Here is a 16,778-nt window from a genome sequence, read left to right on the forward strand (position 1 = left end):
GAATGAGTGGTGACATCGACATGAACGGCGACATGGACGACATCCTCCAGATTTTCTTTCAGGAGTGTGACGAACAGCTTCAGGAGCTTGAGCGCGGGCTGTCGGCACTTTCGGACGGCGAATCCGGGCACGAGACCATCAATGCCGTCTTTCGAGCCGTGCACTCCATCAAGGGGGGCGCGGCCTCATTCGGACTCGAAAACCTCGTGCGCTTCGCGCATGTATTCGAAAGCTCCCTGGACGGTCTGCGTTCCGACCGTATCTCGCCGACGCCCGAGATCATCAAGACCTTCCTCAAGGCGATGGACGTTCTCAGCGACCTGGTGGCCGAGGCCCGCGATGGGGCGTCCGTGGATCACGGACGTGTCGCCGAAAGCCAGGCGGAACTCGAGACCCTCATCAACGGCGATGGTGCGCCGAAAAAGACGGAAGATGTCATTCCGGCGGATTTCGTCCCGGTCCCGATGGATTTCGTCCCGGTTCCCGTGGATTTCGAGCCGGTGGCGGTGGATTTCAGTTTCGACGAGGAACCCGCGCCTGCCGCTCCCGCCGCTTCGCACCTCGTCGTCACGTTCCGCCCGCATGATGCCATGTACGAGCGCGGAGACGATGCCAGGAACATCCTGATCGGGCTTGCGGACGCGGCATCCGCCTATGGCGGAGTGGGAACGGTCACCTGCGATGTTTCGGCGCTTCCGGCCTTCGCGTCGCTGGACCCCGAAATCTCCTACCTGTCGTGGCGCGTCGTTCTTCCCTCCGAGGTAACGGAGGAGAGCGTCCGGGCCGTGTTCGACTGGGTCGGCGATGTGTGCGACCTCACGGTGTCCCGCGGTGACGACCAGGAACCGGATCAGGACGAGGCGGCGCTGCCCGCACCGGATGCCGTCGCATCGGATGCAGGGGTACCGGAGGCCGAGGACGCGGCGGTATTGCTGCCGGCGTCCAGCCCGCCCCAGGACACGCCTGTCCACGTGGCGCCGGCGCCCGAGGCACCCCCGGCCACCGGGGGCGGTGGCGGGGCGCCGGTCCGTCGGCCCGAGCAGGCATCCATCCGTGTCGATCTTCACCGGATCGACGACCTGATGGACCTTGTGGGTGAACTGGTCATCGCGCAGGCGGCGATCGAATCCCTGTCCCGACGGGACGATTCCTCGGCAATGCGGGAACTGGTGGAGAGTGTCACCAGCATGCAGTCCCTGACACGCGACATCCAGGACGCCGTCATGGCGGTCCGGGCGCAGCCGGTGCGCAGCGTGTTCCAGCGCATGCAGCGCGTGGTGCGCGAGGCGTGTTCGATGACCGACAAGGATGTCGTCCTGACGCTGGAGGGTGAAGACACCGAAGTCGACCGGACATTGGTCGAGAAGCTGACCGACCCGCTCACCCACATGCTGCGCAATGCGGTCGACCACGGCATCGAGAAGACGGAGGACCGCCTGGCAGCCGGCAAGTCCGCGACCGGCCACGTTCTTCTGTCCGCGGCGCACCGTTCCGGGCGCATCCTGATCACGATCAGGGATGACGGGGGCGGCATCAATCGCGAGCGTGTCCTCGCGACGGCGATCTCGCGCGGCATCGTCGCGCCGGACGCGGTCCTGACCGATGACGAGATCAACAATCTTCTCTTCGCGCCGGGCTTTTCGACAGCGGCAAAGGTGTCCGACCTGTCCGGGCGCGGCGTGGGCATGGATGTCGTCAAGCAGGCGATCCTCAGCCTTGGCGGCCGGATCACGATCAGCAGCGTGCGGGGCGAGGGAACCACGTTCTGCCTCAGCCTTCCTCTGACCCTGGCCGTGCTGGACGGCATGCTGGTCAGTGCCGGCGATTCCACGATGGTCATTCCGGTGTCATCCGTGGTGGAAACCATGATGATCGACCATCAGGACGTCTACACCCTGCCGGGGGGAGGGAACGTGATCTCGATCCGCGGCAGTTGCATGCCGCTGGTGCCGCTGGGCAAGGAACTGGGCCTGTCGTCGGCCGGGTCCGATGAACGGTCGGACGAGGCCGTCATCCTGGTCGTCGAAAACGAGTCGGGTGCCCGGGCGGCGCTGATCGTGGACAAGATCCACGACCAGACGCAGGTCGTCATCAAGAGCATGGAGAAGAATTACCGGCAGATCCCCGGCGTCTCGGCGGCGACCATTCTTGGCGACGGCAGCGTTTCCCTGATCCTCGACGTGCCGGGCCTGATCGCCTCCGTCATCGGGCGTATCGATACCAAGCCCCCGGGGGCCCGCACAGGGTTGGCGGCGTAACAAAACCGCAGTATGGCGATCAGTATTCAGCAGGGAACCGACATGACGGAAGAAGCAGGGACCGAAGACGCCAAAATCGTGAAGATGATCGTATTCGTCGTAGGGGAACAGGAATACTGCATACCGATCCTGAGTGTCCGCGAGATCCGGAAATTCGAAAAGACGACCGCGCTGCCCTATGCCCCGACCTATGTATGCGGGGCCATCAACCTGCGGGGCGTCATCCTCACGGTGATCGACCTGGCGGTCTATCTGAACGTGAAGCCGGAGGCCGACAATCCGCGCCGGGTCGTGGTGATCGTCGAATCGAGCAACGGCATCGTGTGCGGGATTCTGGTCGATCGGGTCATCGACATGGCCGACGTCAATCTCGGCGAAATCCAGGCGGTGTCCGAGGAAGGCAGCAGCCTTAGCGGGCTGGTCATGATCGGCGACCGGATCATCGGCGTTCTTCGCCTGGATACTGTCGTGGGCGAGCTGGTGGGGAACGCGATTCCCGAATGATGGACATGACGTCAGCCGGCGGTCCCGATTACACGGATGCCGATTTCCAGACCGTGCAGCGGATCGCGCAGAAGGAAGCCGGAATATGCCTTCCGGATTCCAAGAAAACGCTGGTGTATTCGCGCGTGTCCCGCAGGGTGCGCGAACTCGGGCAGGCGTCGTTCCGCACGTATCTGGATTTCGTACAGGCCCCCGAAGGGCAGGACGAACTGGAAAAATTCATCTGCGTCCTGACGACCAACGTCACCAGCTTCTTTCGCGAGAAGAACCACTTCACCCACCTGAAGGAATTCGTCGTGCCGCGACTGGCGGCGAAGGCCCGTGCGGGAGGGCGTGGGCGATTGTGGTCGGCGGCCTGTTCGACGGGGCAGGAGCCGTGGAGCATCGCCATGTCCGTCATGGCGGCGTTTCCCGAAGCGTCCTCGCACGACGTGCGTATCCTTGCGACGGACATCAATTCCGACGTCGTGGCGCAGGCCGCGACCGGCATCTATCCGGAAGCGGAAGTCGAAGCCATTCCGGCGGGCAAGCGGGCCCAGTTCATGGAGCCATGCGGCGGCGGCGACTTCCGCTTCACCGGCGGTATCTGTCGGCTGCCGGCGTTCCGCGTCCTCAACCTGAATGCCGACTGGCCGATAAAGGGAAGTTTTTCCGCCATCTTCTGCCGCAACGTCGTCATCTATTTCGATGAGGCCACAAGGGAACGTCTGTGGCGCCGCCTCGCCGACCGGCTCGAAGAGGGCGGCTTCCTCTATGTCGGCCATTCCGAGAGGGTGGCGTCCAAAAGCGAGTGCGGCCTGGAGCAGGTTGCACCGACGATCTACAGGAAGGGTCACTGAGCCATGGAGAAGCCGGTCAGGGTTCTCGTTGTTGACGACTCGCGGACAATAAGGGCGCTTATCAAGAGGTCCTTCGGCCAGAACCCGGATATCGTCGTTTGTGGCGAAGCGGCGAACCCGATCGAGGCGCGGGACCTGATCATCCAGGATCAGCCGGACGTCATCACGCTCGATGTCGAGATGCCCGGCATGAACGGTCTCCAGTTCCTGGAGAAGATCATGCGACTGCGCCCGATTCCGGTCGTGATGGTATCCAGCCTGACCGCGCGGGGTGCCGACACGGCGATCACGGCCCTGCAGATGGGCGCGTTCGATTGTTTCCCGAAACCGTCCTCGGTCGTCGGCGCGGATGCTTTCGCCGGCCTGGCGCGGCTTGTCATCCAGGCCGCGCGTTCGCATCCCGTTGCCAGGCTTCCGCGTCGCGACCCGGCGTCCCCGCCGCGCCAGCATGCGGACTGGGGGCATTCGATCGGGCTGATCGCGATCGGGGCCTCGACCGGTGGAGTCGAGGCGATCGAGGAAGTGCTGTCAGGCTTTCCCGCCCAGAGCCCACCCATCGTCATCTGCCAGCATATGCCCGCGCTTTTCACGGCCAGCTTCGCCAACAGGCTGGACCAGAAGATCGCGGCCCTGTCCATAGGTGAGGCAAGGGATGGCGAGGTGCTGGCGCCCGGTGTCGTCAGGATCGCCCCGGGTGGGGACAGGCACACCGTGGTGGAACGGCGCGACGGCCGGTACGTGACGCGCCTGGTGAAATCACCGCCGGTCAGTGGCCACTGCCCCTCGGTGGATGTCCTGTTCGGCTCCGTTGCCAGGCAGGCCGGCAACGATGCCCTTGGCATTATCCTGACCGGCATGGGCCAGGATGGAGCCGAGGGCCTCCTCGCCATGCGGCATGCCGGGGCTCAGACGATTGCGCAGGACAAGGCGTCTGCGGTCGTTTATGGAATGCCTCGGATTGCAGCCGAGATCGGGGCGGCTTCCCGGATTGTCCCTCTTTGCCAGATCAGCGCCGCCGCCATGACCGTTCATACGCGTTGACGTGACATATCGGCGGGAAACCGCACAGTAGCGCTTGATGCCGGCGACATCGGCCGGAATTTGGACAAAGAGAGAAAGGGGAGGCAATGCCAGCCGCTTCACAGATCAGGTCACTCATCGTCGACGACCAGTCCTCTATCCGCCAGGTTCTGGCCAACAGCCTGGCTCAGCTCGGTTTTACCAATATCGCGCAGAGAAAGGATGGCAAGGAAGCCGTCGAATATCTGGACCAGAACCAGACCCATCTGGTGATTTCGGACTTCAACATGCCCGTCATGGACGGCCTGGCTCTGCTGCGTGCTGTCCGAGGCAATCCGAAGACCCAGAAAGTCGCCTTCATCATCCTGACCAGCGAGGCCAGCAAGGACCTTGTTCAAGAGGCCGTCAAGGCCGGCGTGAACAACTTCCTCGCCAAGCCGTATACCGTGGCGAAGCTGCGGGAGGTTCTGGAAAAGGTGTTCGGACCTATAACGTGACGACAGCCTCCACGCTTGCGACAGTTGTACAGGGCGAGGTGATGATCTCGGACGATCCTTCGGTCGTCCTGGGCACGCTGCTCGGCTCCTGTATTTCGATCTGTATGTACGATCCGGTCGCGCGCGTTGGTGGCATGAACCATTTTCTGCTCCCGGGGGGAGGCGAAGGCCACGACGGTACGGCGATGCGGTTCGGCGTCAACTCGATGGAAATGCTCGTGAACGGGATTCTCAAGGCTGGCGGAAACCGGACGCGTCTCCTGTGCAAGGCGTTCGGAGGGGCTGCCGTCGTGCCTTCCCTGGGCCGGGTCGGGCGGGAGAATATTCGTTTCGCGCTGAACTATCTTTCGACCGAGGGAATAACCTGCGTTTCGCAGAGCCTCGGCGGCAGTCAGGCGCGGCGTGTACGGTTCTGGCCGATCAGCGGCAGGGCGCAGCAGAGCCTGGTGCATGACGCACAGGCCATCGGGCGGCAGGAAGTGGCCTATAGCCGGCGCGAGGCGGAAGCCGAGCAGAAATGGGCCAAGGAGTCCGGCTCCGACGTTGAACTGTTTTGAGTGTCCGGGCCCAGAAGAGAGAGATCACGATGGAAACGCACTCCGCCCCGACGCAGAAGGTGCCGGGCAGGGATGTCACGGTGCAGGAGGCCATGACACGGGTCACGTGGCTTCTGGACGAAGCCTGCGCGGATCTGCTCGGCGCCCAGCAGGCCGTGGACGATTGCGTGACAAAGGTCGTGATCGGGGAAGAGGAGATGCGCAGTCTCCAGAAACTGGATTCGGCGACGCAGATCATCGAAGCCGTGGCGACGATCCTGCGGAACCTGACATGCCTTTCCACCACCTGGAAGACAGCCACCGTCAGCACGGCCGGCCTCTATGACGGGGTGAAGCTCAGCGCCGTTCAGCAAGTGCTGAGGGGCGAGAGCGCGCCGGACATGACGCATCCTTCCGGCGAGATCGATTTTTTCTGACAGGTTACGACACGCTGTCGATTCAGAACGGAAGAACGTTATCCAGGATCTGCTGCCCGTATCGCGGCGTCTGGAGCTTGGTCAACTGACCGCGTCCGCCATATGAAATCCGGGCCTCGGCGATCCTGTCATGGGTCACCGTGTTATCTTCCGTGATGTCCTGGGGCCGGACGACGCCGCTGACCATAAGCTGCCGCAATTCGCCGTTGACCCTGACTTCCTGGCGGGCCACCACGACGAAATTGCCGTTCGGCAAGACCTGCGTGATCGTCCCGCCCAGGGTGAGGCCGACTGCCTCGGTCCTGGTGATCCTGCCTGTTGCCGTGTTGGCGGTGGCGCTGCTCGTGTTGAGGGCGCTCGAACTGGAAAGGTGTGACGCCACCTTGCCCTTGAGGCCGAAGATGCTGGGAATGCCGAAATCTTCGGACCCGCTGCCGGCAGCCGACGTATTGTTGACGATGTTGGCGTTGTCGGCCACCTGCACGATGATCGTGATAAGGTCGCCAACCTGCGATGCCCGCTGGTCCTTGAAGAAGGATCGGCTTCCCGGTCGCCACAGACTACCGACTTCCGTAGGCGGCGCCTGGAGCGGCGGCATCGGCATCGTGACCGGCCGGTAATCGGGACTCTGCGTCGGGTCCGATGTCGTGGTCATGCGCGGCGGATGGCCGTTCTCGCTGAGATCCGACAGGCCGGCACATCCGGTCAGGAACAGCAGGCCTGCCATGGCCGCGCCCGCTAGGTAATATTGCGTCACTGAAAGGTCCCAACGCATCTGGCGATTACCGGAACGAAGACTCCGCCCGCGTGTTCGGGCGGGCGGACGCGGTCAGAAGCCGCAGGGCGTTCGAATTCGAAGGCACGGCCGTCGATCTGGAATCGACCTGGATTTCCGATGCGCTGGTCACGCGGCCGGTCACGATCATGCCGCTGCCGACGTTCAGCGCATGCACATATTGGCCGTCACCGCCATCTTCCAGGGCCCTTCCGGTTGCGGCCAGGTGGATTCCGGGGACGGTGAACGCGATCAGGATAGGATTGCCCTTATGCATCACGACCGACCTGTGCAGGTCCCGGTCCAGGACCGGCTGGCCGGCGACGACATTGTGCATGAGGGTCATGCCCTCGATCCCGCCCGCATCCGTCATCACGCCATCCGACAGGCGGCCGACATAGGCGTCGTCCACGCGCACGTCCGAGGAAGAAAGTACCGTATCGGCGGACAGCGCGCGCGCGAACACCAGCACCCTTTGCGCAGCGTGCACGGTCCCGGTCAGCATGAACGAATCCTGCGTCACGTCGCCGGTCGGATGCGTGCGATAGATTGTCGCGGAGAACCGGCCGCTGCGCTGATCCCAACTGACGTCCGACATGGTGACCGGCTTTGGATCGTCCGGCGCGACCATCAGGGGATGGAAATCGACCAGGTCGACCGAGAGAGGATCGGTCCCGCCGTCCGACAGGCTCCTGCGCACGAATTCGACAAAGAACTCCTTGTCGAGAAGCCGGCCGGCCCGCGTGATGGTGGCCAGTGCCGATGGCGACTGGTCGATCCAGTCCACGCCGAACTGGTCGGCAATGGCGATCAACTGGCCGCCGCCGACATGGATGCTGGCGCCGGGTGCAGGCGCCGGGCCGATGACCCTGTCCTCGCCCGGCTCCAGATCGGCAAAGAGATCCGACAGCCTGACCGTGTTCGATGTGATGACCGTGGCGCTTCGCAATGTCGCCGCGCATACGGAAGCAACGTGAAATGTCATCATGCCCGCAGCAGCGGTTGCCACAAGTGCTGCTCGCATGGACACGTTATTTCAGGTTCGTCAGCGTCTGAAGCATTTCGTCCGAAGCGGTGATGACCTTGCTGTTCATCTCATAGGCGCGCTGCGCCGTGATCAGGTCCGTGATTTCGGTGACCACGTTGACGGACGATTCCTCGATGAATCCCTGCTGGATCAGGCCATACCCCTGGGCCTGGGGGGTGCCCAGGATCGCGTCACCCGACGACGTCGTCTGCGTGAACAGGTTCTGGCCCATGGCGGCCAGCCCGTTCTCGTTCTGGAAGATACCTAGCTGGATCTGGCCCGCGACCTGGGCCTGCGTCTGGCCGGATATCGTGTACTGGACCTGGCCGCTCTGATCGACGGTGATGTTCTCGGCGTTGTTCGGCAGGGTAATGTTCGGGCTCAGCGGATATCCGTCCGCGGTGACGATCGTGCCGTCTTCCGACAGCGAGAAGGTGCCGTCACGCGTATAGGCATATTCGCCCGATGGCAGCGTCACCTGGAAATAGCCCGGCCCCTGGATGGCCATGTCGAGCGCGTTGCTGGTCTGCTCCAGCGTGCCCTGTTCGTTGATCCGGTAGATTCCGGCGGTGCGAACACCCAGGCCGATCTGCGCGCCCGCGGGCACCAGGTCGCCCGTGTCGGAACTCATGGTCCCGACGCGCCGGACGTCCTGATAGATGAGATCCTGGAATTCCGCCCGGCGACGCTTGTAGCCGGTGGTCGTCATGTTCGCGATATTGTTGGAAATCGTATCGACGTTCGTCGTCTGAGCCTGCATGCCCGTGGCGGCAATATCAAGGGACGGCATCATGGGATGGCGGTACTCCGGATGTATTTCACGTCACGACCATTGCCGGCATGCAGATATGGGCTACGGTGTGCCACGCGTATATAAAATGTAATGGATTGTCGTCCGCACGACGCGCTGGCCTTGGAAAAATAGGCGGACGCCACCGCCATGGCAAGGCCTTTTCTGAAGTGTTGCCGTTGTCATGGCGATCCGATATCCTGAACCGCAGGCGGGCCGCCCAGCCGGACCATGTCCTTCCGGAGCCGGATATTGGAAAACACGACCTACATCGCCCTGTCCCGTGTCGACGTGCTGTCGCGCGCGCTCGAAGTTACGGCCAACAACCTGGCCAACGCGAACACGGACGGCTTCAAGGCCTCGAAGGAGCTGTTCTCGGACTATCTCGTCCAGCAGAAGGACGTGCATGGGCTGCCGGGCGACAAGGAAGAGGTGTACACTCAGGACAGGTCGACCTATCAGGACCGTCTGCAAGGGGCGTTGCGGCAGACGGGCAACCTGACGGATTTCGCCATCAATGGCGAGGGCTACTTCGCCGTTCGCACCACGCAGGGGGTCCGGCTGACCCGCAATGGTGAATTCAACCGTCGCGCGGACGGGACGATCGTCGATGGTTCGGGAAACCCGCTGATCGACAGGAACGGCAACAACGTGGTCATCCCGCCGCGGGATCATACGCTGTCGGTGGCGTCGGACGGAACGATGTCGACTGAAACCGGACGGGTCGCCACGCTGGACCTTGTGACCGTCGACAACCCCAATACCCTGGTGCCGGAGGGCGGCTACCTCCTGCGGCCGACGACGCCGACCCGGAACGTGGCCAACAAGGAAATACGGCAGGGGATGCTGGAGTCGAGCAACGTGAACGCCGTTTCCGAAACGACGCAGATGGTCGAGATCCAGCGCGATTACGACCTGACCTTCCAGTTGATCCAGACGGAATCCACCCGCCAGTCCAACGCGATAGACAAGATCACCGCCGACCCGACCACATAGGCCCGACCGGCGCGCAAAAGCCTTGTATTGGCCATGAACATACGCCATACGAAGGCAGTAGTGTTGCATGGGCATTGTGTGGCCGTGATTCGCGCGAGGGAATAAGATGGACCTGCTGTCATCGCTGTCAACGGCCACCAGCGGACTGAACGGGATCGAGTATCAGTTGGGCGTGCTGTCCAATAACGTCTCGAACTCGAGCACCACGGGATATGTCAGCGAGACGGCCGAGGTATCGTCGGCCGTGGCGGGTGGCGTCGGGGTCGGTATCAAGATCGGCACGACGCAACTGAGTGTGAACAAGGCCCTGATGGCCGCTCTTTACGGACAGAATGCGCAGGTGGCGTCGTTGACGGCGACGAACAACTCGCTGGCGGCGGTTTCAGACATCCAGGGATCGACATCGGCGGATGCGGGAAGCACGACCACGTTGGCCGACGAACTTGGCAATGTGCAAAGCGCCCTCACGACCCTGACCTCGACCCCCACGAACAGCGCGTCGCAATCGGCCGTGTATTCCGCCGCGCAATCCCTGACCACCACCATCCAGTCGCTTTCCTCGACCTATACGGCCCAGCGCCAGGACGCCGAAAACAGCGTTGTCTCGACGGTATCCTCCGTCAATTACGACCTGACGCAGCTCGGGCAGCTCTCGCAGCAGATCATGAGCCTGCGGGCCAGCGGAGGAAGCACCGCCGACGTCGAGAACCAGCGTCTGCAGGTGATGTCGAGCCTGTCGTCCGAACTTTCGGTCACGTTTTCCGAGACGTCGACCGGCGACATGATCGTCCGGACCGCCGATGGAACCGAGCTTCCGACCCGTCCCGACCAGATCGGGGAAAATGACAGCACGGTCACGCTGCCCACCAGCACATGGCCGCTTTCGACATCCGGCAGCACCATTACCCCATCGTCGTACTACCAGGCTGGAGATACCAACTCGACGATCTCCGGGATCATGCTGAACGGCACGGACATCACCGCGCATCTGACCGGTGGAACGCTCGGAGCGAACATCACGCTGCGCGACAGCACGTATCCGACGATGCAGGCCCAGCTGGACTCGTTTTCTTCCACGCTCGCGACCCGGTTTTCCGATGCCGGGCTTTCGCTGTTCACCGATGGTACGGGGGCTGTTCCGGCAACGGACCCGACGGCAGAGACGCCCAGCGGCATCGTCGGCCTGTCGTCGGTGATCAGCGTGGATACGTCCGCGCCGCTGACGACGGACGGCGATACGTCGACGATTACGGCGGTCCTCAGCACGGCTTTCGGAACCGCTTCGACGGATGTGAGCGGTTCGCTTGAAGCGCCGTCAAGCGGCCTTGGACCGGAGGGCAATCTGTCGACCGGATATTCGGGCACCCAGGGACTGGTGGCCCTTGCCACGTCCCTGACCTCGGCCCAGGGCGCGGTCATCGGCGACGCCACCGACGATCTGACGTCCGCTACCTCGGTGCAGACAACGTTGCAGACGTCTGTCGCCAACGTGTCCGGCGTAAACGTGGACGATCAGATGTCGACGGTCGTCGCGCTGCAGAACGCCTACGCGGCCAATGCGAAAGTGGTGACCGCGGTGCAGACGATGTTCACCGCGCTTCTCGACGCGATCCAATAGACGGCTGGGAGACACCGCCATGAGCACGACTATCGGTCAGTACGGAAATTTCGGATCGTCCCTCATCCTCTCCGCCGGTATCGACGCGATGACGCAGGAGCAGCAGACGATCTCGTGGGAGACGTCCACGGATACGCTTTCGGAAACCTACGCCGGTCTTGGCCAGGCGCGATCCGCCGCCATTTCCCTTGCCCCGCAGATCACCCAGGTCGCAGCCTGGCAGACCAACGTGACGAATGCCCAGAACAGCCTGTCCGTCCAGGCGGATGCGTTGACGCAGATCGTCTCGTTGGCGCAGTCGCTGTCCACCAGCCTGATCGGCGTCACCGGAACGACGACGGACAGCGCCGTCACGGCCACCGCGGGCGAGGCGACGACCGCGCTGTCGGAGCTTGCAACGGTCCTCAATACGTCCGACGGATCGGGGTATGTCTTTGCGGGCAAGGATTCGACCGAGCCCCCGATCGAGGACACGGCATCGGTTACAAGCGGCACGCTCGCCACGCAGATCGCCAGCATCGTCAGTTCCTTGGGGTCTTCCGACGCATCGACCGTTATCGAGCAGGCCACGACCGCGGCAGCCGACAATACGGCGGGCACGTCGGTTTTCTCGTCGCAGCTTTCGGTCTCGGGGGATGCGGCGACCGCTCTGCAGAAGTCGGTCGTAACCGGCAGCAATACGTCGACCGAGGTCGGCATCGTGGCGACACAGGGAACTGCAGCGAGCCTGACCTCCACCGGCTCTCCCATCCGGGACCTGATGCGCGACATGATGATCGTTTCCGGCACGAGCGGGATGTCGTCCACCACGAGCGGGTATTCGGATCTGGTCAGCCAGGTCTATTCGTCTCTTCAGACCACCATCAGCCAGCTTACGGATATGGAATCGTCGGTCGGGACGACACAGGACAATTTGACCGCGAATGCCACCCTGCTGACCAGCATGAATACCGCGCTGACGGGTCAGCTTGGCGATGCCCGCGATGCCGATCTCGCCGCGGTGGCGGTGCAGTCGTCCAGCCTCGATACCAGTCTCAAGGCGTCGTACATGCTGGTTTCGGACATGAAGAGCCTGACGCTGGCGAATTACATCTAGGCATTCCGTCCAATGTTCCGGATCTGATGGATTTCAGGTTCGGGACATTGGATCATCCAATATTGTAATGACCTGTTGATGTCCTGAACGACAACAGCAGGATAGCTCATTCGATCATATCGAATGGAAATTCCTTCGGGGCATGATCGCCATCAGGAGCGGCCCATGCGGGGTCCGCCGCCAGCAGGGAATGCCTTGCAAGGCCAGGGCAGGCGGTGCCGCTTCATCGGACCGGGCGGCACAGCGGCCAGGCCCGCGGCGAACAGCGATAAATTTAACGAAGGCCTATGGATCTGCGGGCCAGTTGCCACGTTATCCCTATGGCCTTCTCAAGGCTCATGGCGCGTTTCAGGATAGGGCCGGCTCGTTTCGCTTCCGAATGTTCAGCGCGGCGCGTGAGGCCGACTTTCGGAGATTATTATGAGAATTGATCCCGCTGACTACGGTATTTCAAGGCGGGGGTAATAAATTTCCACCTCAGAATGAGGTGGTTAACTTGTGTATTGTGGAGGCTGTCGTGGCGGATACCAGCACAGATAATATTTTTACCTCACCTGTGGGTCACATTACGGACATGCGCATCAGCCGCCTTGTCGGAAGGCTGCATACGGAATTCCTTCCCCTGCAAACGCCCGATGCGATTATCGAGCAGGCCGGCAAGGTCAAGGACGTGACGGTCGCCTTGAAAAGGATCGCGGTGAATAGCCCGGAGCGCCTGGGGGCTATCCTTGGCATCCTGTCCGAAATGGCGGATGTCGGGATTATCCGCAATATGGACGATGCACTTCAGGAAGCACTGCGCATCGAGAACAAGCTGCCTATCGAGGTGATCGAGGGCGTTCGGACCATGGACGCAGCGGGACCGGCGCTGCCTCGGAGGCCTTATCCATCCAAGCCACGCGTGGCACCGAATGTGGCCTATCGGAAAGTCAACGCCGTGGCTCCGTCCGGTTCCGCGCCGGGGCAGGGGGCGAGCCAGATACCAGACCTGCCGTCCGGACAGGCCGAAATGCCCGCCAAGGCGGACTATGGACGGGAAGCCACCCTGGCGGCCGGTGACGGAGTCCAGCCCGGTATGTCGCTTGAACTGCCATGGAAACCCCGTCAGTGGATTGCCAAGCGGGACCATCCCACCCACCCGGTGCAGAACTCGGTCCGTGAGGATTCCCTGACGTGCCTGCATTGCGGCGAGGCGTTTACGATGCTCAAGCGTCATATCGAGAACAAGCACAGGCAGACGCCCGAGGCATATCGCGTGTATTGGGGATTGCCGGCGAATTACCCCATGGCCAGCGAGGCCTATTCCGAGATGAAAAAGGCCGAGGCGGAGATATCCAAGTTCGGCTCCTACGACCGGCGGAAAAGGAACCAGAAAAAGGAAGCCAAGGGGCGGGGCGCGAACAGCGCGTGGCGCTGAGGCCGGCGGGGGCCGGCGCGGATCGTGATGGGGTGGGCTCACCTCATCATGCGAAGACGGGCCGAAAGGACAGGTCTGGCGATCGGAGTCAGGCGGAATTGCCCGATCGTGACCTGTTCTGGCGTCCTTCGCGCCTGCGACCGGGGGTGGGCTTGTTCCCTGCGGGTTCGTTGCCCGCCGACTTGCTCCCCGTGGGTTTGTTTCCCGTGGGTTTGTCCTCCGGCGACTTGTCCTCGGCGGGCGTGTCCTCTTCCAGGTCCACGACCGTTGCGTCGGCCGGTGATGCGACGATGGAATCAGGCTTGTCCGACGCATCCTGGTCCGAGCCGGCATCCTCGGCCTCTGGCGTATGGGGCGAGGACGTCAGCTCCGGACTGCAATCCGGGTATCGGAGATTCCTGGCTTCCTGGACAAGTTCCAGCCGGGTTTCCTCGGTCTTCTCGAGCAAATCTTCCAGTCGCCTCTCCTGGGACGGTATCTTCGTCGCCAGGCCCTGAAGGCGGTCGGCCATCGAATCGGCCTTGCTCACCATGGTGTCGAGTTCCGTGCTCGCCATCTTGGCCTGTTCGATCATCCTGCTGAGCGGACGTCCGCTGACCTCGCCGGCAATGCGCAGTTTTTCGACCCCTTCTTCGGCGCTTTTCACACTGCTTTGCAGTTTCTCGACGAGACCGAGGAGGCTTTCACGGTCCCGCTTCAGGTTCGACAGGACGCGACTGAAATAGAGGCTGTAGATTATTCCCAAAAGCAGGAAGAACGACAGGATGATCTCGATGATCATCTGGATCTGTGTCAGCATCTGCTCGATGATCTCCAGTCTGTCACGTACTCTGGCTTTCTGTTCTTAAAGCATCGTCTTGCGACTGGACGAGTCCGCCCCGTCGCGTTCCAGTCCCCGCCGCACGGGGCGGGGCGACGGTCCATTCCATTCAGGCTTGCGTCTTCTGCTCGTCTGGCGGGGCCGGATCGGGAACGGCCGCCTCGTTCATGTGCGGCCCAGCGGGTGGCACCAGCCTCTTCTCGATCTTAACGGCTGCCTTGTCCTGCAGTTTTCCCAGCCGTCCCTCGAACAGGGGGGTCTGGCCGCATTGGAGCCGGACGTGGATCGGTGTTCCGTTCTGATGGGGAAAGCTGATCAGCATGCCGGGACGGAGGCCGAGGACCTCCGAAAGCAGAATCGTCTTTTCCTCGAATACCGCCGAAACCTGGATGTCGGTTTCGAGAATTTCGGAAACCAGGTGACCTTCCCATTTTGAATCGCGTCCGAACCGCTCGCCCATGAATTGCTGGGACAACTGATCGCGGACAGGTTCCAGCGTCACGTAGGGAATGATCAGGTCCAGGCTTCCGCTCCGGTCCTCCATGTCGATGTGAAGCTTGGTCATCACGACGGCGTTCGAGGCGCGTGCGATCGCGGCGAAGCGCGCACTGACCTCAAGCCGCTCGAACGTCAGGTCGATGGTGCAGACCGGATTGAAGGCCGTGGAAAGATCGTTGAGCGTCAACGTGACGAGCTTTTCGATCAGCGCCCTTTCGATGGCGGTATGTGGGCGCGCTTCCACCCCTGCGTAGCCGACCCCGCGCGGACCACCCATCAGGATGTCGATGATCGAGTAGGACAGCGCGGAATCGATGACGATCAGGCCGTAATTTTCCCATTGCACGGCCTTGAAGACCGCGAACAGGGACGATGACGGCACGGCATTCATATAGTCGCCGAAGCTCATCGAGCGCATGCCGTCGATGGTGATTTCGACGTTGTCGTTCGTGAAGCTGCGGAGCGTGGACGACAACATCCGGACCAGGCGGTCGAATACGATCTCCAGCATCGGCAGGCGTTCGTAGGCCACGAACCCTGCCTTGATGACCCGTTCCAGGCCGGACTCTTCCTTGATGGGAAGCCCGCCGAACGCGTTCCCCAGCAGGCTGTCGATTTCGGACTGGTCCAGCACGTGACCACCCATATCGTCATGAGCCATCGCGGGCGAACTGTCTTCCTTGGCGGCGTGCCCGCCGCCTGCCCCGGCAGGCGCGGCCTCATGCACGGGCTCCGGCTGGGATCCGGCGGCCGTCTCGTGGTGGTCGGCTCCCTTCGTCGTGTCGTCCCCGTCCTGCATGTCGTTGCTTGCCGCCGTTCCCAGATGAGTAAAATTTTTCGATATTTCAGAGGTCTGCGGGATCACTGGACGAGAAAATCGACGAGGTAGAGATTGGTCACCTTCAAGGGCGCCATGTCGACGCGCAGGCGGCGCATGATGGCTTCGCGCAGCCGATATATCCCGTTGCCCCGGATATCCTGCGGGCGGGTTTCATGCAGGTACGTCTGGAACACGTCCTGGATCTCGGGAATCCTGTCCTGGAGCGAGGCTTCGTCGGACGCGCCCGAGATCTCGACCTTCGCGGTGATCTTCACATAGACCGGACGTCCATCTCCGCTATCGAGGTTGGAGATGATCGGCGGAATGCCGAGAATAATGGGCGGATGAAGGACACTGTCGGCGGCGCTCTCCCGGCTCGCCACGTCCTTCTCGACCTTCTGCGCTACGCCGCCCCGCTCCCACTTCACGCCGCCGGCGACAAGCAGAAGGGCCGCGATCCCGCCCGCGCCGGCGATGATCAGCTTCCGCTTCGAAGGCTTTGCGTCCTTCCCGTGAGGGAGAGCCGTCTCCGCCGTTTCCGCCCGCAGCGCCGACTCCTTCCGTGCCCCTCCAAGCGGGGAGGCGGTTGGGCCGCCGGTTGCAGTCTCGCTCATATGTGGGGGCTCCGGGAGGGTAAAATCTATCCATCGGCAGTCTAGCCATTGGGCCGCGCCTACTCAATGGTCTCTATATGGCCATGCCGGCTGGCGGCCGGGCCGGCCGATGCCTATATGCATGCATAGCGACATGACCGGGGGATTTTCGCCGCCGTCGACAGGGGCGGCAGAGCATTCTGTGCCGAAAAGGGCGCACCTGTCACTGTTGCAATT

General features: G+C 62.5%; 17 protein-coding genes. 11 read left to right on the forward strand and 6 right to left on the reverse strand.

The window, feature by feature from the left end; genetic code table 11:
• Positions 1-2: 2 nt before the first annotated feature.
• The 7 genes from GDIA_RS17465 (at position 3) to GDIA_RS17495 (ending at position 6,091) form a co-directional block, all read left to right on the forward strand.
• Positions 3-2,258, forward strand: coding sequence for a chemotaxis protein CheA (locus GDIA_RS17465; protein WP_012554974.1), 2,256 nt, complete (start codon positions 3-5; stop codon positions 2,256-2,258).
• A 42-nt stretch (positions 2,259-2,300) separates the two neighbouring features.
• Positions 2,301-2,762, forward strand: coding sequence for a chemotaxis protein CheW (locus tag GDIA_RS17470; protein ID WP_012554975.1), 462 nt, complete (start codon positions 2,301-2,303; stop codon positions 2,760-2,762).
• A 5-nt stretch (positions 2,763-2,767) separates the two neighbouring features.
• The gene (locus GDIA_RS17475) at positions 2,768-3,601 is read left to right on the forward strand and encodes a CheR family methyltransferase (RefSeq protein WP_244410142.1); all 834 of its coding nucleotides are present in this window, start codon (positions 2,768-2,770) and stop codon (positions 3,599-3,601) included.
• A 3-nt stretch (positions 3,602-3,604) separates the two neighbouring features.
• Entirely contained in the window at positions 3,605-4,642 is a 1,038-nt protein-coding gene (locus tag GDIA_RS17480; RefSeq protein ID WP_012554977.1) for a protein-glutamate methylesterase/protein-glutamine glutaminase, read from the forward strand.
• Positions 4,643-4,728: 86 nt separating this feature from the next.
• Entirely contained in the window at positions 4,729-5,118 is a 390-nt protein-coding gene (locus GDIA_RS17485) for a response regulator (RefSeq protein ID WP_012225156.1), read from the forward strand.
• Complete coding sequence (locus GDIA_RS17490; RefSeq protein WP_244410144.1) at positions 5,115-5,675, forward strand: chemotaxis protein CheD; 561 nt, start codon at positions 5,115-5,117, stop codon at positions 5,673-5,675. Before GDIA_RS17485 ends, GDIA_RS17490 begins: the two co-directional genes overlap by 4 nt.
• Positions 5,676-5,704: 29 nt before the next feature.
• Positions 5,705-6,091 (forward strand): DUF8776 family protein, encoded by a 387-nt coding sequence (locus GDIA_RS17495; protein ID WP_012554979.1) that lies wholly within the window; start codon positions 5,705-5,707, stop codon positions 6,089-6,091.
• Between the two features lie 22 nt (positions 6,092-6,113).
• Here GDIA_RS17495 and flgH read toward each other — a convergent pair whose 3' ends face one another.
• Genes flgH through flgG form a run of 3 tightly spaced genes read right to left on the reverse strand, consistent with a single transcriptional unit; the run spans position 6,114 to position 8,683 of the window.
• On the reverse strand, positions 6,114-6,866 hold the full coding sequence (gene flgH, locus GDIA_RS17500) for a flagellar basal body L-ring protein FlgH (protein WP_012225159.1): 753 nt from the start codon (positions 6,864-6,866) through the stop codon (positions 6,114-6,116).
• A gap of 7 nt (positions 6,867-6,873) precedes the next feature.
• A complete protein-coding gene (gene flgA / locus GDIA_RS17505; RefSeq protein ID WP_012554980.1) occupies positions 6,874-7,854 on the reverse strand; it encodes a flagellar basal body P-ring formation chaperone FlgA in 981 nt (326 codons plus the stop codon).
• 43 nt (positions 7,855-7,897) lie between these two features.
• Entirely contained in the window at positions 7,898-8,683 is a 786-nt protein-coding gene (flgG, locus tag GDIA_RS17510; RefSeq protein WP_173363406.1) for a flagellar basal-body rod protein FlgG, read from the reverse strand.
• 252 nt (positions 8,684-8,935) lie between these two features.
• Between flgG and flgF the strand changes: the two genes are divergently transcribed.
• From flgF to GDIA_RS18115, 4 genes are all read left to right on the forward strand, one after another.
• Entirely contained in the window at positions 8,936-9,679 is a 744-nt protein-coding gene (gene flgF / locus GDIA_RS17515; protein ID WP_012554981.1) for a flagellar basal-body rod protein FlgF, read from the forward strand.
• Positions 9,680-9,785: 106 nt separating this feature from the next.
• Positions 9,786-11,297 (forward strand): flagellar hook-associated protein FlgK, encoded by a 1,512-nt coding sequence (gene flgK / locus GDIA_RS17520; RefSeq protein ID WP_012554982.1) that lies wholly within the window; start codon positions 9,786-9,788, stop codon positions 11,295-11,297.
• A gap of 19 nt (positions 11,298-11,316) precedes the next feature.
• Complete coding sequence (locus tag GDIA_RS17525) at positions 11,317-12,393, forward strand: flagellin (RefSeq protein WP_012554983.1); 1,077 nt, start codon at positions 11,317-11,319, stop codon at positions 12,391-12,393.
• A gap of 517 nt (positions 12,394-12,910) precedes the next feature.
• Positions 12,911-13,810 (forward strand): MucR family transcriptional regulator, encoded by a 900-nt coding sequence (locus tag GDIA_RS18115; RefSeq protein ID WP_012554984.1) that lies wholly within the window; start codon positions 12,911-12,913, stop codon positions 13,808-13,810.
• A gap of 88 nt (positions 13,811-13,898) precedes the next feature.
• Here the strand turns inward: GDIA_RS18115 and GDIA_RS17535 are convergent, their stop codons facing one another.
• The 3 genes from GDIA_RS17535 to GDIA_RS17545 form a co-directional block, all read right to left on the reverse strand.
• Positions 13,899-14,609, reverse strand: coding sequence for a DUF6468 domain-containing protein (locus GDIA_RS17535; protein WP_012225168.1), 711 nt, complete (start codon positions 14,607-14,609; stop codon positions 13,899-13,901).
• Between the two features lie 130 nt (positions 14,610-14,739).
• Positions 14,740-15,927: a flagellar motor switch protein FliM gene (gene fliM, locus GDIA_RS17540; protein ID WP_012225169.1), complete on the reverse strand. Its 1,188-nt coding sequence runs from the start codon at positions 15,925-15,927 to the stop codon at positions 14,740-14,742.
• A gap of 62 nt (positions 15,928-15,989) precedes the next feature.
• Complete coding sequence (locus tag GDIA_RS17545; RefSeq protein ID WP_012554985.1) at positions 15,990-16,562, reverse strand: flagellar basal body-associated FliL family protein; 573 nt, start codon at positions 16,560-16,562, stop codon at positions 15,990-15,992.
• Between the last annotated feature and the right edge of the window lie 216 nt (positions 16,563-16,778).

Source organism: Gluconacetobacter diazotrophicus PA1 5, from assembly GCF_000021325.1.
Lineage (GTDB): Bacteria > Pseudomonadota > Alphaproteobacteria > Acetobacterales > Acetobacteraceae > Gluconacetobacter > Gluconacetobacter diazotrophicus.

Coding starts and splice junctions, on each gene's coding strand:
- GDIA_RS17465 (WP_012554974.1), top strand. CDS start 3: ATGAGTGGTGACATCGACATGAACGGCGACATGGACGACATCCTCCAG.
- GDIA_RS17470 (WP_012554975.1), top strand. CDS start 2,301: ATGACGGAAGAAGCAGGGACCGAAGACGCCAAAATCGTGAAGATGATC.
- GDIA_RS17475 (WP_244410142.1), top strand. CDS start 2,768: ATGACGTCAGCCGGCGGTCCCGATTACACGGATGCCGATTTCCAGACC.
- GDIA_RS17480 (WP_012554977.1), top strand. CDS start 3,605: ATGGAGAAGCCGGTCAGGGTTCTCGTTGTTGACGACTCGCGGACAATA.
- GDIA_RS17485 (WP_012225156.1), top strand. CDS start 4,729: ATGCCAGCCGCTTCACAGATCAGGTCACTCATCGTCGACGACCAGTCC.
- GDIA_RS17495 (WP_012554979.1), top strand. CDS start 5,705: ATGGAAACGCACTCCGCCCCGACGCAGAAGGTGCCGGGCAGGGATGTC.
- flgH (WP_012225159.1), bottom strand. CDS start 6,866: ATGCGTTGGGACCTTTCAGTGACGCAATATTACCTAGCGGGCGCGGCC.
- flgA (WP_012554980.1), bottom strand. CDS start 7,854: ATGATGACATTTCACGTTGCTTCCGTATGCGCGGCGACATTGCGAAGC.
- flgG (WP_173363406.1), bottom strand. CDS start 8,683: ATGCCGTCCCTTGATATTGCCGCCACGGGCATGCAGGCTCAGACGACG.
- flgK (WP_012554982.1), top strand. CDS start 9,786: ATGGACCTGCTGTCATCGCTGTCAACGGCCACCAGCGGACTGAACGGG.
- GDIA_RS17525 (WP_012554983.1), top strand. CDS start 11,317: ATGAGCACGACTATCGGTCAGTACGGAAATTTCGGATCGTCCCTCATC.
- GDIA_RS17535 (WP_012225168.1), bottom strand. CDS start 14,609: ATGCTGACACAGATCCAGATGATCATCGAGATCATCCTGTCGTTCTTC.
- fliM (WP_012225169.1), bottom strand. CDS start 15,927: ATGCAGGACGGGGACGACACGACGAAGGGAGCCGACCACCACGAGACG.
- GDIA_RS17545 (WP_012554985.1), bottom strand. CDS start 16,562: ATGAGCGAGACTGCAACCGGCGGCCCAACCGCCTCCCCGCTTGGAGGG.